The sequence below is a fragment of the Mycobacterium sp. pR1184 genome (genome assembly GCF_041287235.1).
Classification (GTDB): domain Bacteria; phylum Actinomycetota; class Actinomycetes; order Mycobacteriales; family Mycobacteriaceae; genus Mycobacterium.
On the sequence record NZ_JBGGKR010000001.1, the window covers coordinates 360,193 to 379,971 of the forward strand.

Sequence of the window (19,779 nt, forward strand, 5' to 3'; positions counted from 1 at the left end):
AGTTGAGGAATGCGCGCGCCTGCGCTATTGTTGGACGTTGCGCTGGCTACTTCCTGCCCACCTCACCCGCCACTGACACCGTGGTCTTAGCCTGAGCCCCCTCTGCGGTTCAGCTATTAGTTGCGCGCGTGAGGCTTGAGCAGTTCGTTCGCCGGTTTTAACCGAAATAATTTTGCGGCGAGCAGGTCCGGTGGTCCGGTGAGTCGCATGAGGTGCTGGAAGGATGCATCTTGGCAGATTCTCGCCAGAGCAAGACGGACTCCTCTAGTTCTAACAACTCCGTGCCCGGAGCACCTGACCGAGTATCTTTCGCCAAGCTCCGCGAACCGCTTGAGGTTCCGGGGCTTCTCGACGTGCAGACCGACTCCTTTGAGTGGTTGATCGGCTCGCCGCGTTGGCGCGAGATCGCCTCCGCCCGCGGGGACGTCAACCCGGTCGGTGGTCTCGAAGAGGTGCTGTACGAGTTGTCGCCGATCGAGGACTTCTCGGGCTCAATGTCGCTGTCGTTCTCCGACCCGCGCTTCGACGAAGTCAAGGCGCCGGTGGACGAGTGCAAAGACAAGGACATGACGTACGCGGCGCCGCTGTTCGTCACGGCCGAGTTCATCAACAACAACACCGGTGAGATCAAGAGCCAGACGGTCTTCATGGGTGACTTCCCGATGATGACCGAAAAAGGCACGTTCATCATCAACGGGACCGAGCGCGTCGTGGTCAGCCAGCTGGTCCGCTCGCCCGGTGTGTACTTCGACGAGTCGATCGACAAGTCGACCGAGAAGCTGCTGCACAGCGTCAAGGTGATTCCGAGCCGCGGTGCGTGGCTGGAGTTCGACGTCGACAAGCGCGACACCGTCGGTGTGCGCATCGACCGCAAGCGCCGTCAGCCGGTCACCGTGCTGCTCAAGGCGCTGGGCTGGACCAACGAGCAGATTCACGAGCGGTTCGGCTTCTCCGAGATCATGATGTCGACGCTGGAGAAGGACAACACCGCCGGCACCGACGAGGCGCTGCTGGACATCTACCGCAAGCTGCGTCCGGGCGAGCCGCCGACCAAGGAGTCCGCGCAGACCCTGCTGGAGAACCTGTTCTTCAAGGAGAAGCGCTACGACCTGGCCCGCGTCGGCCGCTACAAGGTCAACAAGAAGCTGGGGCTCAACGCCGGCGAGCCGATCACGAGCTCGACGCTGACCGAAGAGGACGTCGTCGCGACGATCGAGTACCTGGTGCGCCTGCACGAAGGCCAGTCGACCATGACGGTTCCCGGCGGCACCGAGGTCCCGGTGGAGACCGACGACATCGACCACTTCGGCAACCGTCGTCTGCGCACCGTGGGTGAGCTGATCCAGAACCAGATCCGGGTCGGTATGTCCCGGATGGAGCGTGTCGTCCGCGAGCGGATGACCACGCAGGACGTCGAGGCCATCACGCCGCAGACCCTGATCAACATCCGGCCGGTCGTCGCCGCGATCAAGGAGTTCTTCGGCACCAGCCAGCTGTCCCAGTTCATGGACCAGAACAACCCGCTGTCGGGTCTGACCCACAAGCGCCGCCTGTCGGCGCTGGGGCCGGGCGGTCTGTCGCGTGAGCGCGCGGGCCTCGAGGTTCGTGACGTGCACCCGTCGCACTACGGCCGGATGTGTCCGATCGAGACCCCGGAGGGGCCGAACATCGGTCTGATCGGGTCGCTGTCGGTGTACGCGCGGGTCAACCCGTTCGGATTCATCGAGACCCCGTATCGCAAGGTGGTCGACGGTGTGGTCAGCGACCAGATCGACTACCTGACCGCCGACGAGGAGGACCGCCACGTCGTGGCGCAGGCCAACTCGCCGATCGACGCGGACGGGCGCTTCGAGGAGTCGCGCGTTCTGGTTCGCCGTAAGGCCGGCGAGGTCGAGTACGTGCCGTCGTCCGAGGTCGACTACATGGACGTATCGCCGCGCCAGATGGTGTCGGTGGCCACGGCCATGATTCCGTTCCTCGAGCACGACGACGCCAACCGTGCCCTGATGGGTGCCAACATGCAGCGCCAGGCGGTTCCGCTGGTGCGCAGCGAGGCGCCGCTGGTCGGTACCGGCATGGAGCTGCGCGCCGCGATCGACGCCGGTGACGTGGTGGTGGCCGAGAAGGCCGGCGTGATCGAGGAGGTGTCCGCCGACTACATCACCGTGATGGCCGACGACGGCACCCGGCACACCTACCGGATGCGCAAGTTCGCCCGCTCCAACCACGGCACCTGCGCCAACCAGTCGCCGATCGTCGACGCGGGAGACCGCGTCGAGGCCGGCCAGGTGATCGCCGACGGCCCGTGCACCGAGAACGGTGAGATGGCGCTCGGCAAGAACCTGCTGGTGGCGGTCATGCCGTGGGAAGGCCACAACTACGAGGACGCGATCATCCTCTCCAACCGCCTGGTTGAGGAGGACGTGCTCACCTCGATCCACATCGAGGAACACGAGATCGATGCCCGCGACACCAAGCTGGGCGCCGAGGAGATCACCCGGGACATCCCGAACGTCTCCGACGAGGTGCTCGCCGACTTGGACGAGCGCGGCATCGTGCGGATCGGTGCCGAGGTTCGTGACGGCGACATCCTGGTCGGCAAGGTCACCCCGAAGGGTGAAACCGAGCTGACGCCGGAAGAGCGGCTGCTGCGGGCGATCTTCGGTGAGAAGGCGCGCGAGGTCCGCGACACCTCCCTGAAGGTGCCGCACGGTGAGTCCGGCAAGGTGATCGGCATTCGGGTGTTCTCGCGCGAGGACGACGACGAACTGCCGGCCGGTGTCAACGAGTTGGTCCGCGTCTACGTGGCCCAGAAGCGCAAGATCTCCGACGGTGACAAGCTCGCCGGACGCCACGGCAACAAGGGCGTCATCGGCAAGATCCTGCCCGTCGAAGACATGCCGTTCATGCCGGACGGCACCCCGGTGGACATCATCCTGAACACCCACGGTGTGCCGCGACGCATGAACATCGGCCAGATCCTGGAGACCCACCTCGGCTGGGTTGCCAAGGCGGGCTGGAACATCGAGGGCGAGCCCGAGTGGGCGGCGAACCTGCCGGAAGGTCTGCGGCACGCGCAGCCGGACCAGACGGTGTCGACTCCGGTGTTCGACGGTGCCAAGGAGGAGGAGCTGCAGGGTCTGCTGTCCTGCACGCTGCCCAACCGCGACGGCGACGTCATGGTGAACGCAGACGGCAAGGCGAGGCTGTTCGATGGCCGCAGCGGCGAGCCGTTCCCGTACCCGGTGACCGTTGGCTACATGTACATCATGAAGCTGCACCACCTGGTGGACGACAAGATCCACGCCCGGTCCACCGGTCCGTACTCGATGATCACCCAGCAGCCGTTGGGCGGTAAGGCGCAGTTCGGTGGACAGCGATTCGGTGAGATGGAGTGCTGGGCCATGCAGGCCTACGGCGCCGCGTACACGCTGCAGGAGCTGTTGACCATCAAGTCCGACGACACCGTCGGACGGGTCAAGGTGTACGAGGCGATCGTCAAGGGCGAGAACATCCCCGAGCCGGGTATCCCCGAGTCGTTCAAGGTGTTGCTCAAGGAGCTGCAGTCGCTGTGCCTCAACGTCGAGGTTCTGTCGTCGGATGGTGCGGCGATCGAACTGCGCGAGGGCGAGGACGAAGACCTGGAGCGCGCTGCCGCGAACCTGGGAATCAACCTGTCCCGCAACGAATCCGCTTCCGTGGAAGATCTCGCTTAATAGTTACTAAACCCGCAAGGGGAAAGGGAGTTACGTGCTCGACGTCAACTTCTTCGATGAACTCCGTATCGGCCTGGCCACCGCGGAAGACATCAGGCAATGGTCTTACGGCGAGGTCAAGAAGCCGGAGACGATCAACTACCGCACGCTCAAGCCCGAGAAGGACGGCCTGTTCTGCGAGAAGATCTTCGGACCGACTCGCGACTGGGAGTGCTACTGCGGAAAGTACAAGCGGGTCCGCTTCAAGGGCATCATCTGTGAGCGCTGTGGCGTCGAGGTAACTCGGGCCAAGGTGCGTCGTGAGCGGATGGGCCACATCGAGCTGGCCGCGCCGGTCACTCACATCTGGTACTTCAAGGGTGTGCCGAGCCGGCTGGGTTATCTGCTCGACTTGGCGCCGAAGGATCTCGAGAAGATCATCTACTTCGCCGCTTATGTGATCACCGCGGTCGACGACGAGATGCGCCATAACGAGCTCTCGACGCTCGAAGCCGAAATGGTGGTGGAGCGCAAGGCCGTCGAGGACCAGCGCGACGCCGACCTGGAGGCCCGGGCCCAGAAGCTGGAGGCCGACCTGGCCGAGCTGGAGGCCGAGGGCGCGAAAGCCGATGCGCGGCGCAAGGTTCGGGACAGTGGCGAGCGCGAGATGCGCCAGCTGCGCGACCGGGCCCAGCGTGAGCTGGACCGGCTCGAGGACATCTGGACGACGTTCACCAAGCTGGCTCCCAAGCAGCTGATCGTCGACGAGAACCTCTACCGCGAGCTCGTCGACCGCTACGGCGAGTACTTCACCGGTGCCATGGGCGCGGAGTCGATCCAGAAGCTGATCGAGAACTTCGACATCGACGCCGAGGCCGACATCCTGCGCGACGTCATCCGAAACGGCAAGGGGCAGAAGAAGCTTCGTGCGCTGAAGCGACTGAAGGTCGTCGCGGCCTTCCAGCAGTCGGGCAACTCGCCGATGGGCATGGTGCTCGACGCGGTTCCGGTGATCCCGCCGGAGCTGCGCCCGATGGTTCAGCTCGACGGTGGCCGGTTCGCCACCTCCGACCTCAACGACCTGTACCGCCGCGTGATCAACCGCAACAACCGCCTCAAGAGGCTGATCGACCTCGGTGCGCCCGAGATCATCGTCAACAACGAGAAGCGGATGCTGCAGGAGTCGGTGGACGCGCTGTTCGACAACGGCCGCCGCGGCCGCCCGGTCACCGGGCCGGGGAACCGTCCGCTCAAGTCGCTGTCGGATCTGCTCAAGGGTAAGCAGGGCCGGTTCCGTCAGAACCTGCTCGGTAAGCGTGTCGACTACTCGGGCCGTTCGGTCATCGTGGTCGGTCCCCAGCTCAAGCTGCACCAGTGCGGTCTGCCCAAGCTGATGGCGCTGGAGCTGTTCAAGCCGTTCGTGATGAAGCGGCTCGTCGACCTCAACCACGCGCAGAACATCAAGAGTGCCAAGCGCATGGTCGAGCGCCAGCGTCCGCAGGTGTGGGACGTGCTCGAAGAGGTCATCGCCGAGCACCCGGTGCTGCTGAACCGCGCGCCGACCCTGCACCGACTCGGCATTCAGGCTTTCGAGCCAATGCTGGTGGAGGGCAAGGCTATTCAGCTGCACCCGCTGGTCTGTGAGGCGTTCAACGCCGACTTCGACGGCGACCAGATGGCCGTGCACCTGCCGCTGAGCGCCGAGGCGCAGGCCGAGGCTCGCATCCTGATGCTGTCGAGCAACAACATCCTGTCGCCCGCGTCCGGCCGCCCGTTGGCCATGCCGCGACTCGACATGGTGACCGGGTTGTACTACCTGACCACCGAGGTGGCCGGGGCCGAAGGTGAATACCGCGCGGCCGCCGACGACCAGCCGGAGCAGGGTGTGTACTCCTCGCCGGCCGAGGCGATCATGGCGTCCGACCGTGGTCTGCTCTCGGTGCGGGCCCAGATCAAGGTCCGGTTGACGCAGCTGCGCCCGCCGGCCGAGGTCGAGGCCGAGCTGTTCGGCCAGAACGGTTGGCAGCCAGGCGATGCCTGGATGGCCGAGACGACGCTGGGCCGGGTGTTGTTCAACGAGCTGCTGCCGCTGGGCTACCCGTTCGTGAACAAGCAGATGCACAAGAAGGTGCAGGCTGCCATCATCAACGACCTGGCCGAGCGCTACCCGATGATCGTGGTCGCACAGACCGTCGACAAGCTCAAGGACGCCGGTTTCTACTGGGCGACCCGAAGCGGCGTCACGGTCTCGATGGCCGACGTGTTGGTTCCGCCGCGTAAGAAGGAGATCCTCGACCACTACGAGGACCGGGCCGACAAGGTCGAAAAGCAGTTCCAGCGTGGTGCTTTGAACCACGACGAGCGCAACGAGGCGCTGGTGGAGATCTGGAAGGAAGCCACCGACGAGGTCGGTAAGGCGCTGCGTGAGCACTACCCGGCCGACAACCCGATCATCACGATCGTCGACTCGGGTGCCACGGGTAACTTCACCCAGACCCGAACGCTGGCCGGCATGAAGGGCCTGGTGACCAACCCGAAGGGTGAGTTCATCCCGCGTCCGGTCAAGTCGTCGTTCCGCGAGGGCCTGACCGTGCTGGAGTACTTCATCAACACGCACGGCGCTCGAAAAGGCTTGGCCGACACCGCGTTGCGTACCGCCGACTCGGGTTACCTGACTCGTCGTCTGGTGGACGTGAGTCAGGACGTCATCGTCCGGGAGCACGACTGCGAGACCGAGCGCGGCATCATCGTCGAGCTGGCCGAGCGTCAGCCCGACGGCACCCTGATCCGTGACCCGTACATCGAAACCTCGGCGTACGCACGGACTTTGGGCGCCGACGCGGTCGACGAGGCCGGCAACGTCGTCGTCGCGCGTGGCGAGGACCTGGGCGATCCGTCGATCGAGGCCTTGCTGGCTGCGGGCATCACGCAGATCAAGGTGCGTTCGGTGCTGACGTGCACCACCGGTACCGGTGTGTGTGCGACCTGCTACGGACGTTCGATGGCCACCGGCAAGCTCGTCGACATCGGCGAGGCCGTCGGTATCGTCGCAGCGCAGTCCATCGGTGAGCCCGGTACCCAGCTGACCATGCGTACCTTCCACCAGGGTGGTGTCGGTGAGGACATCACCGGCGGTCTGCCGCGGGTGCAGGAGCTGTTCGAGGCCCGGGTGCCGCGAGGTAAGGCGCCGATCGCCGACGTCACGGGGCGGGTTCAGCTCGAGGACGGTGAGCGGTTCTACAAGATCACCATCGTCCCCGACGATGGCGGCGAGGAAGTCGTCTACGACAAGCTCTCCAAGCGGCAGCGGCTGCGTGTGTTCAAGCACGAAGACGGTTCTGAGCGAGTGCTTTCCGACGGCGACCACGTCGAGGTGGGCCAGCAGCTGATGGAAGGCTCGGCCGACCCGCACGAGGTGCTGCGCGTGCAGGGCCCCCGCGAGGTGCAGATCCACTTGGTCCGCGAGGTCCAGGAGGTCTACCGCGCCCAGGGTGTGTCGATCCACGACAAGCACATCGAGGTGATCGTTCGCCAGATGCTGCGCCGCGTCACCATCATCGATTCCGGCTCGACCGAGTTCCTGCCGGGTTCGCTGATCGACCGTGCGGAGTTCGAGGCGGAGAACCGCCGGGTGGTGGCCGAGGGTGGCGAGCCCGCGGCCGGACGTCCGGTGCTGATGGGTATCACGAAGGCGAGCCTGGCCACCGACTCGTGGCTGAGTGCGGCGTCGTTCCAGGAGACCACGCGAGTGCTGACCGATGCGGCGATCAACTGCCGCAGCGACAAGCTCAACGGTCTGAAGGAGAACGTGATCATCGGAAAGCTGATCCCGGCCGGGACCGGAATCAACCGGTACCGCAACATCCAGGTTCAGCCGACCGAGGAAGCCCGCGCCGCGGCGTACACGATCCCGTCCTACGAGGATCAGTACTACAGCCCGGACTTCGGTCAGGCCACTGGTGCCGCGGTTCCGCTGGACGACTACGGCTACAGCGACTACCGCTAGTTCGACGACGATGCGGCGAGTTACTCGCCGCTGAGGAGTCGGACAATCCGGACCTAGTCGACAACGAAAAAGCCCCGGGCCTTCGCCCGGGGCTTTTTCGTTGCGGCAGTGGCCTTTCCGTCGCCGAGTGCGCGTCCAGCTTCACACTCGGCGACGAGTGTGCGGCCAGCTTCACACTCGCGGGCTCGCTTGCGCCATCGCGCGGATCAGTTCGGAGAACTCCGCGGGCGTGTAGTTGCGGTGCCAGTGCCGAAGGTAGACGTCCTTCGGCAGGATCAGCACATCCACCTCGTCTTCCGCGACGACCGTGGAGTTTCGGAAATCGCCCCGCACCACGCCGGTAACGCCCAGCGGCTCCCAGGGATGGACGCGAAAGTAGTCGTAGCCGCCCGACGGCCGGCCCCGCAGCCCGGACGACAGCGGGACATACACAAAGCTCGCCCGGGCGCCGACTTCGGTCAGGCATTCGCCGGGCGAAAGGTGGCTCAACCGAGTGCTTTTGAAGCCGAGTTCGGGATCGATATGGTCGGTGCGGTAGCCGCGGCTTGCGACATTGCGCAGCAACGCCGTGCGTTGCGCAAGGTCCCAGTCGACTGCGCTGGCCGCCAGGAAGCGCCGCCGTTCCGGTTCGGGAGCGTTGCGCAGGGCGGGTACGCAGACGACGCGATCGGCCAGCGACGGAGCCCGGGCGATCACCAAATCGGCTACCAGCGGCGCGAATTCGGGATTGTCCTCGGTGTGTTCGAGCAGCAGGAAGGTGCGCCGACCACCGTCTTCGCCGATGCTGCCGACGAAGCTGTCGACGACGTCGGCCTGAATGTCGTCGACGATGACCGACGCGTTGTGCGCGGCGCGGCGTACCGCCTCTGCCGATCCGAAGCTGCCTCGGAAGAAGGCGAAACGCAGGTCGCCTTCGTGGGTGACTTCGGCGACCTCGAGGTTGGCCTCGCCGGCATTGATCGGATTGTCGCCCTCGAGAAGGTAGGTTCGCCCCTCCCGGTCGTGTAGGGCGTAGACCGCGTTCGCGGTGCGCTGATCGATGAAAATCTGGTAGTTGCCCGAGGTCCTCAGATGGGTGCCGCGCTGTCGCAACGCATCCGCACACCGCAGGCAGCGGATGGTGTCCACGACGTCGGCGATGAACTCTTGAGCTTGCGGCGCAACGACTTCCAGCCACGCAAAGGCTGTGCTCTCGAAGTCCTCGTAATGGCGAGCCAGCAGCTGCGCCCGGTGCTCGTTCAATGACTCAGGCGCGGCCGCACGCTGCAGTGCGCTCTGGTGATGTGCACGACGGTCGTCGCCGTGGCTCTTGCTCAGCTGCTTGGCGTGGTAGAGCGCCTCCAGTGGATGGCCCAGGATATGCAACATCCTGTCGCGCAGCGCCGTGGTGTCGTTGAGCACCGCCGCGGGCACGGCGCTCTTGCTGTGGGCATAGCCCAGCGACGCCAGTTCGCGCAGGATCCGTTGCGGGGGCCCGTCGAACACACCGGCGTCGGTCAGTCGCAGCACCCGCCACGCCAGGTTCCCGACGTTCTCCTCCCACACGATGTCGACGATCTCATCGAAGGCCCCGCCGAAAGCCTCATGCCCGCCGAATTCCGCGTGGACCGCTCGCCCAAAGGGATTGAGTTCCGACATCCCGATGTCGTGGACGTAGGCGAGTAGACAGCCGTAGCTCGCCATGAAATCGAGGCGACGTTGCGGCCGCTCGGCGATCTTGACCCCCGACACGTTGGCGATCATGTCCACGATGCGACGTGCGACGTCACGCATGTGCATCACGCCGTGATCGGTGAACAGCGCGAGGTGGCGGATCGGATCGTCCAGAAAGGTCGGATCCTTGGCCACCTCCTCGAGGGTCAGGCTCGCGTTCACCTTCGAGTAGTAATTGCGCTCGATGAGTTCGCGAATGCGGGCAGGAAGCAGCAGATCCAGCGCGGCGTCCGCGTCCGCCGGCGTCATACCTGGTGCGTGCAAGGCAATCGAATCCACCGCCGAATCGGTCGAGCATCCGTGTTAGCTCAGACGATCTCACGTCCGAGCTCCGCGGTCCAGCGCAGTTCCCGGTGACCGCGCCCGGAAACGTAGACTGGCCGACGTGCTGATCGGTTCGCACGTCAGTCCGCAAGACCCGCTGGCCGCAGCGGAGGCCGAGGGCGCTGACGTTGTACAGATATTCCTCGGCAACCCGCAGAGCTGGAAAGCCCCCAAGCCGCGCGAGGACGCGGCCGTGCTGAAGGCCGCGGCGCTGCCGATGTACGTGCACGCGCCCTACCTGATCAACGTCGCGTCGGCCAACAACAAGGTGCGGATCCCGTCGCGCAAAATCCTGCAACAGACCTGCGACGCGGCCGCCGACATCGGCGCGGCGGCGGTCATCGTGCACGGTGGCCATGTCGCCGACGACAACGACCTCGACGAGGGTTTTGTGCGCTGGCGCAAGGCGCTGGACCAATTGGAATCCACCGTGCCGGTGTATCTGGAGAACACCGCCGGCGGCGACCACGCGATGGCCCGCCACTTCGACACCATCGCCAGGCTGTGGGATGTCATCGGCGACAGCGGAATTGGCTTCTGCCTCGACACCTGCCACACCTGGGCGGCCGGTGAAGCTCTGGTGGGCGCCGTCGAGCGCATCCAGGCCATAACCGGCCGGATCGATCTGGTGCACTGCAACGACTCCAAGGACCAGGCGGGCTCGGGGCGGGACCGCCACGCCAATCTGGGCACCGGCCAGATTGATCCCGACTTGCTGGTCGCGGCGGTCAAAGCCGCGGGTGCGCCGGTGATCTGTGAAACCTCCGACGAGGGTCGCAAGGACGACATCGCGTTTCTGCGAGACAAGACCACCGGTTGACCGCGGACAGCATTACACCTCTTGTGCGGTTGTTCGAAAACTGTAATATGAGTGGCATGTCAGACACGCATGTCGTCACCAACCAGGTTCCGCCGCTGGAGAACTACAACCCGGCGACGTCACCGATGCTCGTCGAGGCCCTGATCCGCGAGGGCGGCCAGTGGGGCATGGAGGAGGTGCACGCGGTCGGGGCGTTGTCGGCCAGTCACGAGGCCCAGCGCTGGGGCGAGCTTGCCGACCGCAATCAGCCCATCCTGCACACCCACGACCGCACCGGACACCGTGTCGACGAGGTCGAGTTCGACCCGGCCTACCACGAATTGATGCGTGCGGCGATCGCGCACGGCATGCACGCGGCGCCGTGGGCCGACGACCGCCCGGGCGCTCATGTGGTGCGCGCCGCCAAGACTTCGGCGTGGAACGTCGAGCCGGGCCACGTCTGCCCGATCTCGATGACGTATGCCGTCGTCCCCGCGCTGCGCTACAACCCCGAGCTGGCAGCCGTTTACGAGCCGCTGTTGACCAGTCGCGAGTACGACCCGGAGCTCAAGCTGGCCACCACGAAGGCCGGTATCACCGCCGGCATGTCGATGACCGAGAAGCAGGGAGGCTCCGATGTGCGCGCCGGAACTACGCAGGCGACTCCCAACGGCGACGGAACCTACAGCCTGGTCGGTCACAAATGGTTCACCTCGGCGCCGATGTGTGACATCTTCCTGGTCCTCGCGCAGGCGCCCGGCGGCCTGTCGTGCTTCATGTTGCCGCGCATCCTGCCCGACGGCACCCGCAACCGGATGTTCTTGCAGCGCCTCAAGGACAAGCTCGGCAACCACGCCAACGCCTCAAGCGAAGTCGAATACGACGGCGCCACGGCCTGGTTGGTCGGCGAGGAGGGCCGCGGTGTGCCGACCATCATCGAGATGGTCAACCTGACCCGCCTGGACTGCACCCTGGGCAGTGCCACCAGCATGCGAACCGGGCTCACGCGCGCCATCCATCACGCCCAGCACCGGAAAGCGTTCGGCGCCTACCTGATTGACCAGCCGCTGATGCGCAACGTGCTGGCCGACCTGACCGTGGAGGCCGAGGCCGCCACGATCGTGGCGATGCGGATGGCCGGTGCCACCGACAAGGCGTTGCGCGGCGACGAGAAGGAGGCGCTGCTGCGCCGGATCGGCCTGGCGGCCAGCAAGTACTGGGTCTGCAAGCGTTCCACCCCGCACGCCGCCGAAGCGCTGGAATGCCTGGGCGGCAACGGCTATGTCGAAGAGTCCGGCATGCCGCGCCTGTACCGCGAGGCGCCGCTGATGGGCATCTGGGAAGGCTCCGGCAACGTCAGCGCGCTGGACACGTTGCGCGCCATGGCAACTCGGCCCGAATGCGTCGAGGTGCTTTTCGCCGAGCTGGACGAGAGCACGAGCCAGGATCCGCGGCTGGGCAGCCACGTCGAACGGCTGCGCCAAGACCTGAGCGATCTGGACACCATCGCCTACCGCGCCCGCAAGGTCGCCGAGGACATCTGCCTGGCCTTGCAGGGCTCGCTGCTGGTGCGTCACGGCCACCCCGCCGTCGCCGAGGCATTCCTGGCGACCCGGCTCGGCGGTGCGTGGGGCGGCGCCTTCGGCACCATGCCGACCGGGCTCGATCTGGCACCCATCCTGGAGCGGGCTCTGGTAAAGGGCTGAGCCACAACATGACTCATGCGATCAGGCCGGTCGATTTCGACAACCTGAAAACGATGACCTATGAGGTCACCGACCGGGTTGCGCGGATCACCTTCAATCGGCCGGAAAAAGGCAATGCGATCGTCGCGGACACCCCGCTGGAACTCTCGGCGCTGGTCGAGCGGGCCGATCTCGATCCCAACGTGCACGTAATTCTGGTATCCGGTCGCGGGGAAGGCTTTTGCGCGGGCTTCGACTTGTCCGCCTACGCCGACCGCACCGGCTCGGCCGGCGGCACCGGCGCCTATGAGGGCACCGTGCTGGACGGGAAGACCCAGGGCATCAACCACATGCCGGATCGCCCGTGGGACCCGATGATCGATTACCAGATGATGAGCCGGTTCGTGCGCGGGTTCTCCAGCCTGATGCACGCCGACAAGCCGACGGTGGTCAAGATCCACGGGTACTGCGTGGCCGGCGGCACCGATATCGCGCTGCATGCCGACCAGGTGATCGCCGCCGCCGACGCCAAGATCGGTTATCCGCCGACGCGGGTGTGGGGTGTTCCGGCGGCTGGCCTGTGGGCCCACCGCCTCGGTGACCAGCGCGCCAAACGTCTTCTGTTCACCGGTGATTCGATTACCGGCGCACAGGCAGCCCAGTGGGGACTGGCGGTCGAGGCCCCGGAACCAGAGGATCTCGACGAGCGCACCGAACGGCTGGTCCAGCGCATCGCGGCGGTTCCGGTCAATCAGCTGATCATGGTCAAACTCGCGCTGAATTCCGCTCTGCTGCAGCAGGGTGTGGCCACCAGCCGGATGGTCAGCACGGTATTCGACGGTGTCGCCCGGCACACCCAAGAGGGACATGACTTCGTCGCCGACTCCATCGAGCACGGCTTCCGCGAAGCGGTGCGGCATCGCGACGAGCCGTTCGGTGACTACGGGCGCCGCGCCTCCGGGGTGTAGCCATGCCGAACATGACGGCCCGGTCCGTGGTGCTGAGCGTGCTGCTCGGTGCGCACCCCGCCTGGGCGACCGCGAGCGACTTGATCAGGCTGACAGCCGATTTCGGGATCAAGGAAACGACGCTGCGGGTCGCGCTGACCCGCATGGTCGGTGCCGGTGATCTGATTCGCTCCGCCGACGGGTACCGGCTCTCGGATCGGCTGTTGGCCCGCCAGGCCCGCCAGGACGAGGCGATGCGACCACAAACCCGGGCCTGGCACGGAGACTGGCACGTCGTGATCGTCACCAGTGTGGGCACCGATGCCCGCACTCGGGCCGCGCAGCGAGCGAGCATGTACCGCAAGCGTTTTGGTGAACTTCGCGAAGGCGTCTGGATGCGGCCCGACAACCTCGACCTCGACTTGGAGCCCGGCGTAGCCGACCGGGTGCGGGTGCTCAAGGCTCGCGACGACGCACCCGAGCAGCTGGTGGCCGAACTGTGGGACCTGCCCGCATGGGCGCAGGCCGGGCAACTGTTGGTCGACGAAATGACCGCGGCCCGCGACATTCCCGGCCGCTTCGTGATCGCCGCGGCGATCGTGCGGCACCTACTCACCGACCCGATGCTGCCCGCCGAACTGCTGCCCGACGATTGGCCGGGCGCGCGGCTGCGCAGCGTCTACCACGACTTCGCGACCGAATTGCTGCAGCGGCGCGATGCAACTCAACTTCTGGAGGCAAGATGACCGATCCGGTGCGAGTGGAGCGTCAGGGCCCGGTGACGACGGTGATCCTGAACCGGCCGGCCGCGCGTAACGCGGTGAACGGCCCGACGGCTGCGGCGCTGTACGAGGCTTTCGACGAATTCGACCGCGACGATTCCGCGTCGGTGGCCGTGCTGTGGGGCGACGGCGGAACCTTCTGTGCGGGAGCCGATTTGAAGGCATTCGGCACATCGGAGGCCAACTCGGTCCACAGGACCGGTCCCGGCCCGATGGGCCCGTCACGAATGGTGTTGTCCAAACCCGTGATTGCCGCGGTGAGCGGCTACGCCGTCGCGGGGGGCCTGGAGCTGGCGCTCTGGTGCGACATGCGGGTGGCCGAGGAGGATGCCGTGTTCGGGGTGTTCTGTCGCCGCTGGGGAGTGCCGTTGATCGACGGTGGCACCGTGCGGCTGCCGCGCCTGATCGGGCACAGCCGGGCGATGGACATGATTCTCACCGGCCGCGCTGTCAAAGCCGACGAAGCGCTCGCGATGGGACTGGCCAATCGCGTTGTCCCCAAAGGTGAATCGCGACAGGCCGCCGAGGAGCTGGCCGCACAATTGGCCGCGCTGCCCCAGCAGTGCCTGCGAGCGGACCGGCTTTCGGCACTACGGCAGTGGGGCTTGTCGGAATCGCAGGCAATGGAACAGGAATTCGCCAGCATCGCCGAAGTTGCCGCAGAAGCCAACGAAGGGGCCGGACGGTTCGCGGCCGGCGCCGGACGGCACGGGGCGCCGGCTGGCTAACCGGTCAGCTCGCCTTGTTGATGGTGTTGCCCGAGCCGAGGTTGTCGACCTTCGGCTCACCATCCTTGTAAGTGATCGTGTTGTCCAGCCCCAGCACCGTGATGCGGGTATCGACCTTGTCGATGGTGATCTTGTTGTTGGCGCCGCCGACATTGACCGACTGGCAGTTGCCGGTGACCGTCAGGGTGTTGTTGGAACCGGCGACATTCAGCGATTTGCCGGTGGCGCAGTCCAGTGTGGCCGTCGTCCCCATCGAGCCGTAGTTCAGCGTGTTCCCGATTTCGACGGACGCCGTGGTGCTTTCGCTACCCGACGTCGTCGGCGCGGCCGCTGCCGAAGTCGTGGTGGACGTGCTGCTCTTCGTCGTGGAGCTGGGGTTTCCCGGAGGGTTTGCGGTCGAACTGCAACCCGACAGCACTACTGCCACGACGACCGGCGCCAGGGCCAGTGCCGCGAGCCGCGGCGATCGGTCAGTGATGTGGACGTGCAATGTGTTCCCCTCCTTGGTATCCCCAACTGGAGTCGCTGTGCCTCAAGCAGGCACCTGCTGCAGCCGGTTTACCATTCCCAGCTCCCGGCCGCGGTCCCAGAGGATCGGCGAACCGTTGTGAAAAAAGACGGTCTGGTCATAGCCGTACACCGTGATGTCGTGCGTGACCGAGTCCGCGATGATCGTATTGCCAGAGCCCATCACCGTCACCGCCCAGCAGTTGCCGAGCGCGTTGACCGAATTCCCGGTGCCGTTGACGATCAGGGTCCCGTCGTTGCAATCCAGGGTTTGCGTGGTGTTCTGCCCGATCACGTGCGTGTCGCCGTTCTTGGCGTGCGCGTTCGGCGGCGGCGTGGCGAGCCCGGCCGCGACCGCGATGACACAGGTTGCAAGCGACCCGGCGACGGTTCTCCAGTACACCGCGGCCCCCTTCGTGTCGGCGGGTATCTGCTGGACTGAGCCTACGTGCATTTGCCTGCACGATGGCAAATATTTTTCCTCGCGGCCAACTGCGACCCGCTCTGGTTACCTGCGAGTAGATTGGCGACTCTGTCAACTAGAGTCATTAGTTGACCTGCACCTGTTCACCGCAATCGAGGGGCGACCGCCATGGCAGTTCATCCGGAACAGCCGACGGCGGGAGGACGTCAGCGTGGCGGCAGGTCCGGATCCCGGCCGGGAAAGCTGAGCCGTGACGGCATCGTCGACGGTGCATTGACGTTCCTGGACCGCGAGGGCTGGGACTCATTGACCATCAACGCGCTGGCGACACAGTTGGGCACCAAGGGGCCGTCGCTCTATAACCACGTGGACAGCCTGGAGGATCTGCGTCGCGCCGTTCGGATCCGGGTCATCGACGACATCATCATGATGCTCAACCGGGTCGGGGAGGGGCGGGCCCGCGATGACGCGGTGCTGGTCATGGCCGGTGCTTATCGCAGCTATGCCCATCACCACCCCGGGCGGTACTCGGCCTTCACCCGGATGCCGCTGGGCGGCGATGACCCCGAATACACCGCGGCAACCCGGGGTGCGGCCGCGCCGGTGATCGCGGTGCTGTCCTCGTACGGGCTCGACGGCGAGGAGGCGTTTTTCGCCGCGCTCGAATTCTGGTCCGCCCTGCACGGGTTTGTCTTGCTGGAAATGACCGGTGTCATGGACGACATCGATACCGATGCGCTCTTCACCGAGATGGTGTTGCGGCTGGCAGCGGGCCTGGACAGGCGCACAGCGCCGGGCGGCGCCGCGTCGAAATAGCGGTCCGTCGCAGACGCGCAGTGAGCTGAGCGGTTGCGTCCAGCGGCCGCTTTGACCTGGTCGACCAGCGGCGGGTATTGTGGTGGCTCGTGCCTGGCGGCTTACGGCGCCTGACGTAAGGAAGTGGATGCCGGGCTAATTCGCATGTCCACCACGCATCGGATGACTCCGGTGCTGAGCGGGTGCGACACACCCGGCCGCGGGGTAATGCGGCGGGGCAAAACTGCAGTACAGAGACTTAAGAGCAGCAAGAAGACGTCGAACACAGAAAGCCAGTAGATGCCAACCATTCAGCAGCTGGTCCGCAAGGGTCGCCGCGACAAGATCGCCAAGGTCAAGACCGCGGCCCTGAAGGGCAGCCCGCAGCGCCGTGGCGTATGCACCCGCGTGTACACCACCACCCCGAAGAAGCCGAACTCGGCACTTCGGAAGGTCGCGCGTGTGAAGCTGACGAGCCAGGTCGAGGTCACCGCCTACATTCCCGGCGAGGGCCACAACCTGCAGGAGCACTCGATGGTGCTGGTGCGCGGCGGTCGTGTGAAGGACCTGCCCGGTGTGCGCTACAAGATCATCCGCGGTTCGCTGGACACCCAGGGTGTCAAGAACCGCAAGCAGGCTCGTAGCCGTTACGGCGCCAAGAAGGAGAAGAGCTAATGCCGCGCAAGGGGCCCGCGCCCAAGCGTCCGCTGGTCAACGACCCGGTCTATGGATCGCAGCTGGTGACCCAGCTGGTCAACAAGGTCCTGCTGCAGGGGAAGAAATCGGTCGCTGAACGCATTGTTTATGGTGCGCTCGAGCAAGCTCGCGATAAGACCGGTACCGATCCGGTGATCACGCTCAAGCGCGCTCTCGACAACGTCAAGCCCGCCCTGGAGGTGCGCAGCCGCCGCGTTGGTGGTGCGACCTACCAGGTGCCCGTCGAGGTGCGTCCGGACCGGTCCACCACGCTGGCGCTGCGCTGGCTGGTCAGCTTCTCCCGGGCCCGTCGGGAGAAGACGATGATCGAGCGGCTGGCGAACGAGATCCTGGACGCCAGCAATGGCCTCGGGGCTTCCGTCAAGCGGCGTGAGGACACCCACAAGATGGCCGAGGCTAACCGCGCCTTCGCGCACTATCGCTGGTAGAGCCCGAACGGGCGCCAAACTGGCAGTGTGGCCGGGCGTCAACCGACAGCGAACTAACAACGCAATCGAAAGAGTGGGAAGACTTCTGTGGCACAGAAGGACGTGCTGACCGACCTGACCAAGGTCCGCAACATCGGCATCATGGCGCACATCGACGCCGGCAAGACGACGACGACGGAGCGCATCCTCTACTACACCGGTATCAGCTACAAGATCGGTGAGGTCCACGACGGCGCGGCCACCATGGACTGGATGGAGCAGGAGCAAGAGCGCGGGATCACCATCACCTCCGCCGCCACCACCTGCTTCTGGAATGACAACCAGATCAACATCATCGACACCCCCGGGCACGTCGACTTCACCGTCGAGGTGGAGCGCAGCCTGCGTGTGCTCGACGGTGCCGTTGCCGTGTTCGACGGCAAGGAGGGCGTCGAGCCGCAGTCCGAGCAGGTGTGGCGTCAGGCCGACAAGTACGACGTGCCGCGGATCTGCTTCGTCAACAAGATGGACAAGATCGGGGCCGACTTCTACTTCTCGGTCCGCACCATGGAAGAGCGCTTGGGCGCCAACGTCATTCCGATCCAGCTGCCCGTCGGCTCCGAGGGTGACTTCGAAGGCGTCGTCGACCTGGTCGAGATGAAGGCCAAGGTGTGGAGTGCCGAAGCCAAGCTCGGCGAGAAGTACGACGTCGTCGACATCCCGGCCGACCTGCAGGAAAAGGCCGACGAGTACCGCACCAAGCTGCTCGAGGCCGTCGCCGAGACCGACGAGGCGCTGCTGGAGAAGTACCTCGGCGGCGAAGAGCTCACCGTCGCGGAGATCAAGGGCGCCATCCGCAAGCTGACCATCAGCTCGGAGGCCTACCCGGTGCTGTGCGGCAGCGCGTTCAAGAACAAGGGCGTGCAGCCGATGCTGGACGCCGTCATCGACTACCTGCCCTCGCCGCTCGACGTGCCGCCGGCCGTCGGCCACGCGCCGGGCAAGGAGGACGAGGAGATCACGCGCAAGCCGTCGACCGACGAGCCGTTCTCCGCGCTGGCGTTCAAGGTCGCCACGCACCCGTTCTTCGGCAAGCTCACCTACGTCCGGGTGTACTCGGGCAAGGTCGACTCCGGCAGCCAGGTCATCAACGCCACCAAGGGCAAGAAGGAGCGGCTGGGCAAGCTGTTCCAGATGCACTCCAACAAGGAGAACCCGGTGGAGACCGCGTCGGCGGGGCACATCTACGCGGTGATCGGCCTCAAGGACACCACCACCGGTGACACCCTGAGCGACCCGAACCAGCAGATCGTGCTGGAGTCGATGACCTTCCCCGACCCCGTCATCGAGGTGGCCATCGAGCCCAAGACGAAGAGCGACCAGGAAAAGCTGTCGCTGTCGATCCAGAAGCTCGCCGAAGAGGACCCCACCTTCAAGGTGCACCTGGACCAGGAGACCGGTCAGACCGTCATCGGCGGCATGGGCGAGCTGCACCTGGACATCCTGGTGGACCGGATGCGCCGCGAGTTCAAGGTCGAGGCCAACGTCGGCAAGCCGCAGGTGGCCTACAAGGAGACCATCCGCCGGGCAGCCAACAACGTCGAGTTCACCCACAAGAAGCAGACGGGTGGCTCGGGCCAGTTCGCGAAGGTGATCATCAACCTCGAGCCGTTCACCGGCGAGGACGGTGCGACCTACGAGTTCGAGAACAAGGTCACCGGTGGTCGCATCCCGCGCGAGTACATCCCGTCGGTGGACGCGGGTGCCCAGGACGCGATGCAGTACGGCGTGCTGGCCGGCTACCCGCTGGTGAACCTCAAGGTCACCTTGCTCGACGGTGCCTACCACGAGGTTGACTCCTCGGAAATGGCGTTCAAGATCGCAGGGTCACAGGTGCTGAAAAAGGCTGCGCAGCAAGCTCAGCCGGTGATCCTCGAGCCGATCATGGCGGTCGAAGTGACCACACCCGAGGACTACATGGGTGACGTGATCGGCGACCTGAACTCCCGCCGTGGCCAGATTCAGGCCATGGAGGAGCGGGCGGGTGCGCGCGTCGTTCGGGCGCACGTCCCGCTGTCGGAGATGTTCGGCTATGTCGGCGACCTGCGGTCCAAGACACAAGGCCGGGCGAACTACTCCATGGTGTTCGACTCGTATGCCGAAGTCCCGGCGAACGTCTCGAAGGAGATCATCGCCAAGGCGACGGGCGAGTGAACACCAGCTCGGAGTAACCTAGCCCGGTTACCACCG

14 protein-coding genes are annotated in these 19,779 nt (G+C 65.4%); 11 read left to right on the forward strand and 3 right to left on the reverse strand.

Going from position 1 to position 19,779, the window contains the following annotated elements; all coding sequences use genetic code 11:
- Positions 1-230 precede the first annotated feature (230 nt).
- Complete coding sequence (locus tag ACAG21_RS01845) at positions 231-3,716, forward strand: DNA-directed RNA polymerase subunit beta (protein WP_370494349.1); 3,486 nt, start codon at positions 231-233, stop codon at positions 3,714-3,716.
- A gap of 34 nt (positions 3,717-3,750) precedes the next feature.
- Entirely contained in the window at positions 3,751-7,701 is a 3,951-nt protein-coding gene (locus ACAG21_RS01850; RefSeq protein WP_370494350.1) for a DNA-directed RNA polymerase subunit beta', read from the forward strand.
- A gap of 171 nt (positions 7,702-7,872) precedes the next feature.
- Here the strand turns inward: ACAG21_RS01850 and ACAG21_RS01855 are convergent, their stop codons facing one another.
- Positions 7,873-9,663, reverse strand: coding sequence for a hypothetical protein (locus tag ACAG21_RS01855; RefSeq protein ID WP_370494351.1), 1,791 nt, complete (start codon positions 9,661-9,663; stop codon positions 7,873-7,875).
- Between the two features lie 136 nt (positions 9,664-9,799).
- Here ACAG21_RS01855 and ACAG21_RS01860 point away from each other — a divergent pair, with 136 nt between their 5' ends.
- From ACAG21_RS01860 to ACAG21_RS01880, 5 genes are read left to right on the forward strand one after another with little or no spacing between them, the layout of a single operon-like run.
- Positions 9,800-10,558: a deoxyribonuclease IV gene (locus ACAG21_RS01860; protein ID WP_370494352.1), complete on the forward strand. Its 759-nt coding sequence runs from the start codon at positions 9,800-9,802 to the stop codon at positions 10,556-10,558.
- Between the two features lie 56 nt (positions 10,559-10,614).
- Positions 10,615-12,243: an acyl-CoA dehydrogenase family protein gene (locus ACAG21_RS01865; protein ID WP_370494353.1), complete on the forward strand. Its 1,629-nt coding sequence runs from the start codon at positions 10,615-10,617 to the stop codon at positions 12,241-12,243.
- A gap of 8 nt (positions 12,244-12,251) precedes the next feature.
- A complete protein-coding gene (locus ACAG21_RS01870) occupies positions 12,252-13,190 on the forward strand; it encodes a crotonase/enoyl-CoA hydratase family protein (RefSeq protein ID WP_370494354.1) in 939 nt (312 codons plus the stop codon).
- 2 nt (positions 13,191-13,192) lie between these two features.
- A complete protein-coding gene (locus tag ACAG21_RS01875) occupies positions 13,193-13,915 on the forward strand; it encodes a PaaX family transcriptional regulator C-terminal domain-containing protein (RefSeq protein ID WP_370494355.1) in 723 nt (240 codons plus the stop codon).
- Positions 13,912-14,679 (forward strand): crotonase/enoyl-CoA hydratase family protein, encoded by a 768-nt coding sequence (locus tag ACAG21_RS01880; protein WP_370494356.1) that lies wholly within the window; start codon positions 13,912-13,914, stop codon positions 14,677-14,679. Before ACAG21_RS01875 ends, ACAG21_RS01880 begins: the two co-directional genes overlap by 4 nt.
- A gap of 4 nt (positions 14,680-14,683) precedes the next feature.
- On the opposite strand, the gene ACAG21_RS01885 is transcribed toward ACAG21_RS01880, so the two are convergent.
- Entirely contained in the window at positions 14,684-15,157 is a 474-nt protein-coding gene (locus tag ACAG21_RS01885; RefSeq protein ID WP_370494538.1) for a DUF3060 domain-containing protein, read from the reverse strand.
- A gap of 54 nt (positions 15,158-15,211) precedes the next feature.
- On the reverse strand, positions 15,212-15,589 hold the full coding sequence (locus ACAG21_RS01890; RefSeq protein ID WP_370494539.1) for a DUF3060 domain-containing protein: 378 nt from the start codon (positions 15,587-15,589) through the stop codon (positions 15,212-15,214).
- Between the two features lie 189 nt (positions 15,590-15,778).
- Between ACAG21_RS01890 and ACAG21_RS01895 the strand changes: the two genes are divergently transcribed.
- From ACAG21_RS01895 to fusA, 4 genes are all read left to right on the forward strand, one after another.
- Positions 15,779-16,426 carry a WHG domain-containing protein gene (locus ACAG21_RS01895; protein ID WP_342925879.1) on the forward strand — a complete coding sequence of 216 codons (648 nt, stop codon included), beginning with the start codon at positions 15,779-15,781 and terminating at the stop codon, positions 16,424-16,426.
- 279 nt (positions 16,427-16,705) lie between these two features.
- Positions 16,706-17,080: a 30S ribosomal protein S12 gene (rpsL, locus tag ACAG21_RS01900; RefSeq protein ID WP_007167812.1), complete on the forward strand. Its 375-nt coding sequence runs from the start codon at positions 16,706-16,708 to the stop codon at positions 17,078-17,080.
- Entirely contained in the window at positions 17,080-17,550 is a 471-nt protein-coding gene (rpsG, locus tag ACAG21_RS01905; RefSeq protein WP_096284731.1) for a 30S ribosomal protein S7, read from the forward strand. The genes rpsL and rpsG overlap by 1 nt, the downstream gene beginning before the upstream one ends.
- Positions 17,551-17,637: 87 nt before the next feature.
- A complete protein-coding gene (gene fusA, locus ACAG21_RS01910) occupies positions 17,638-19,743 on the forward strand; it encodes an elongation factor G (RefSeq protein ID WP_370494357.1) in 2,106 nt (701 codons plus the stop codon).
- Positions 19,744-19,779: the final 36 nt, after the last annotated feature.

Coding starts and splice junctions, on each gene's coding strand:
- ACAG21_RS01870 (WP_370494354.1), top strand. CDS start 12,252: ATGACTCATGCGATCAGGCCGGTCGATTTCGACAACCTGAAAACGATG.
- ACAG21_RS01865 (WP_370494353.1), top strand. CDS start 10,615: ATGTCAGACACGCATGTCGTCACCAACCAGGTTCCGCCGCTGGAGAAC.
- ACAG21_RS01895 (WP_342925879.1), top strand. CDS start 15,779: ATGGCAGTTCATCCGGAACAGCCGACGGCGGGAGGACGTCAGCGTGGC.
- rpsG (WP_096284731.1), top strand. CDS start 17,080: ATGCCGCGCAAGGGGCCCGCGCCCAAGCGTCCGCTGGTCAACGACCCG.
- ACAG21_RS01855 (WP_370494351.1), bottom strand. CDS start 9,663: ATGACGCCGGCGGACGCGGACGCCGCGCTGGATCTGCTGCTTCCTGCC.
- ACAG21_RS01875 (WP_370494355.1), top strand. CDS start 13,193: ATGCCGAACATGACGGCCCGGTCCGTGGTGCTGAGCGTGCTGCTCGGT.
- rpsL (WP_007167812.1), top strand. CDS start 16,706: ATGCCAACCATTCAGCAGCTGGTCCGCAAGGGTCGCCGCGACAAGATC.
- ACAG21_RS01880 (WP_370494356.1), top strand. CDS start 13,912: ATGACCGATCCGGTGCGAGTGGAGCGTCAGGGCCCGGTGACGACGGTG.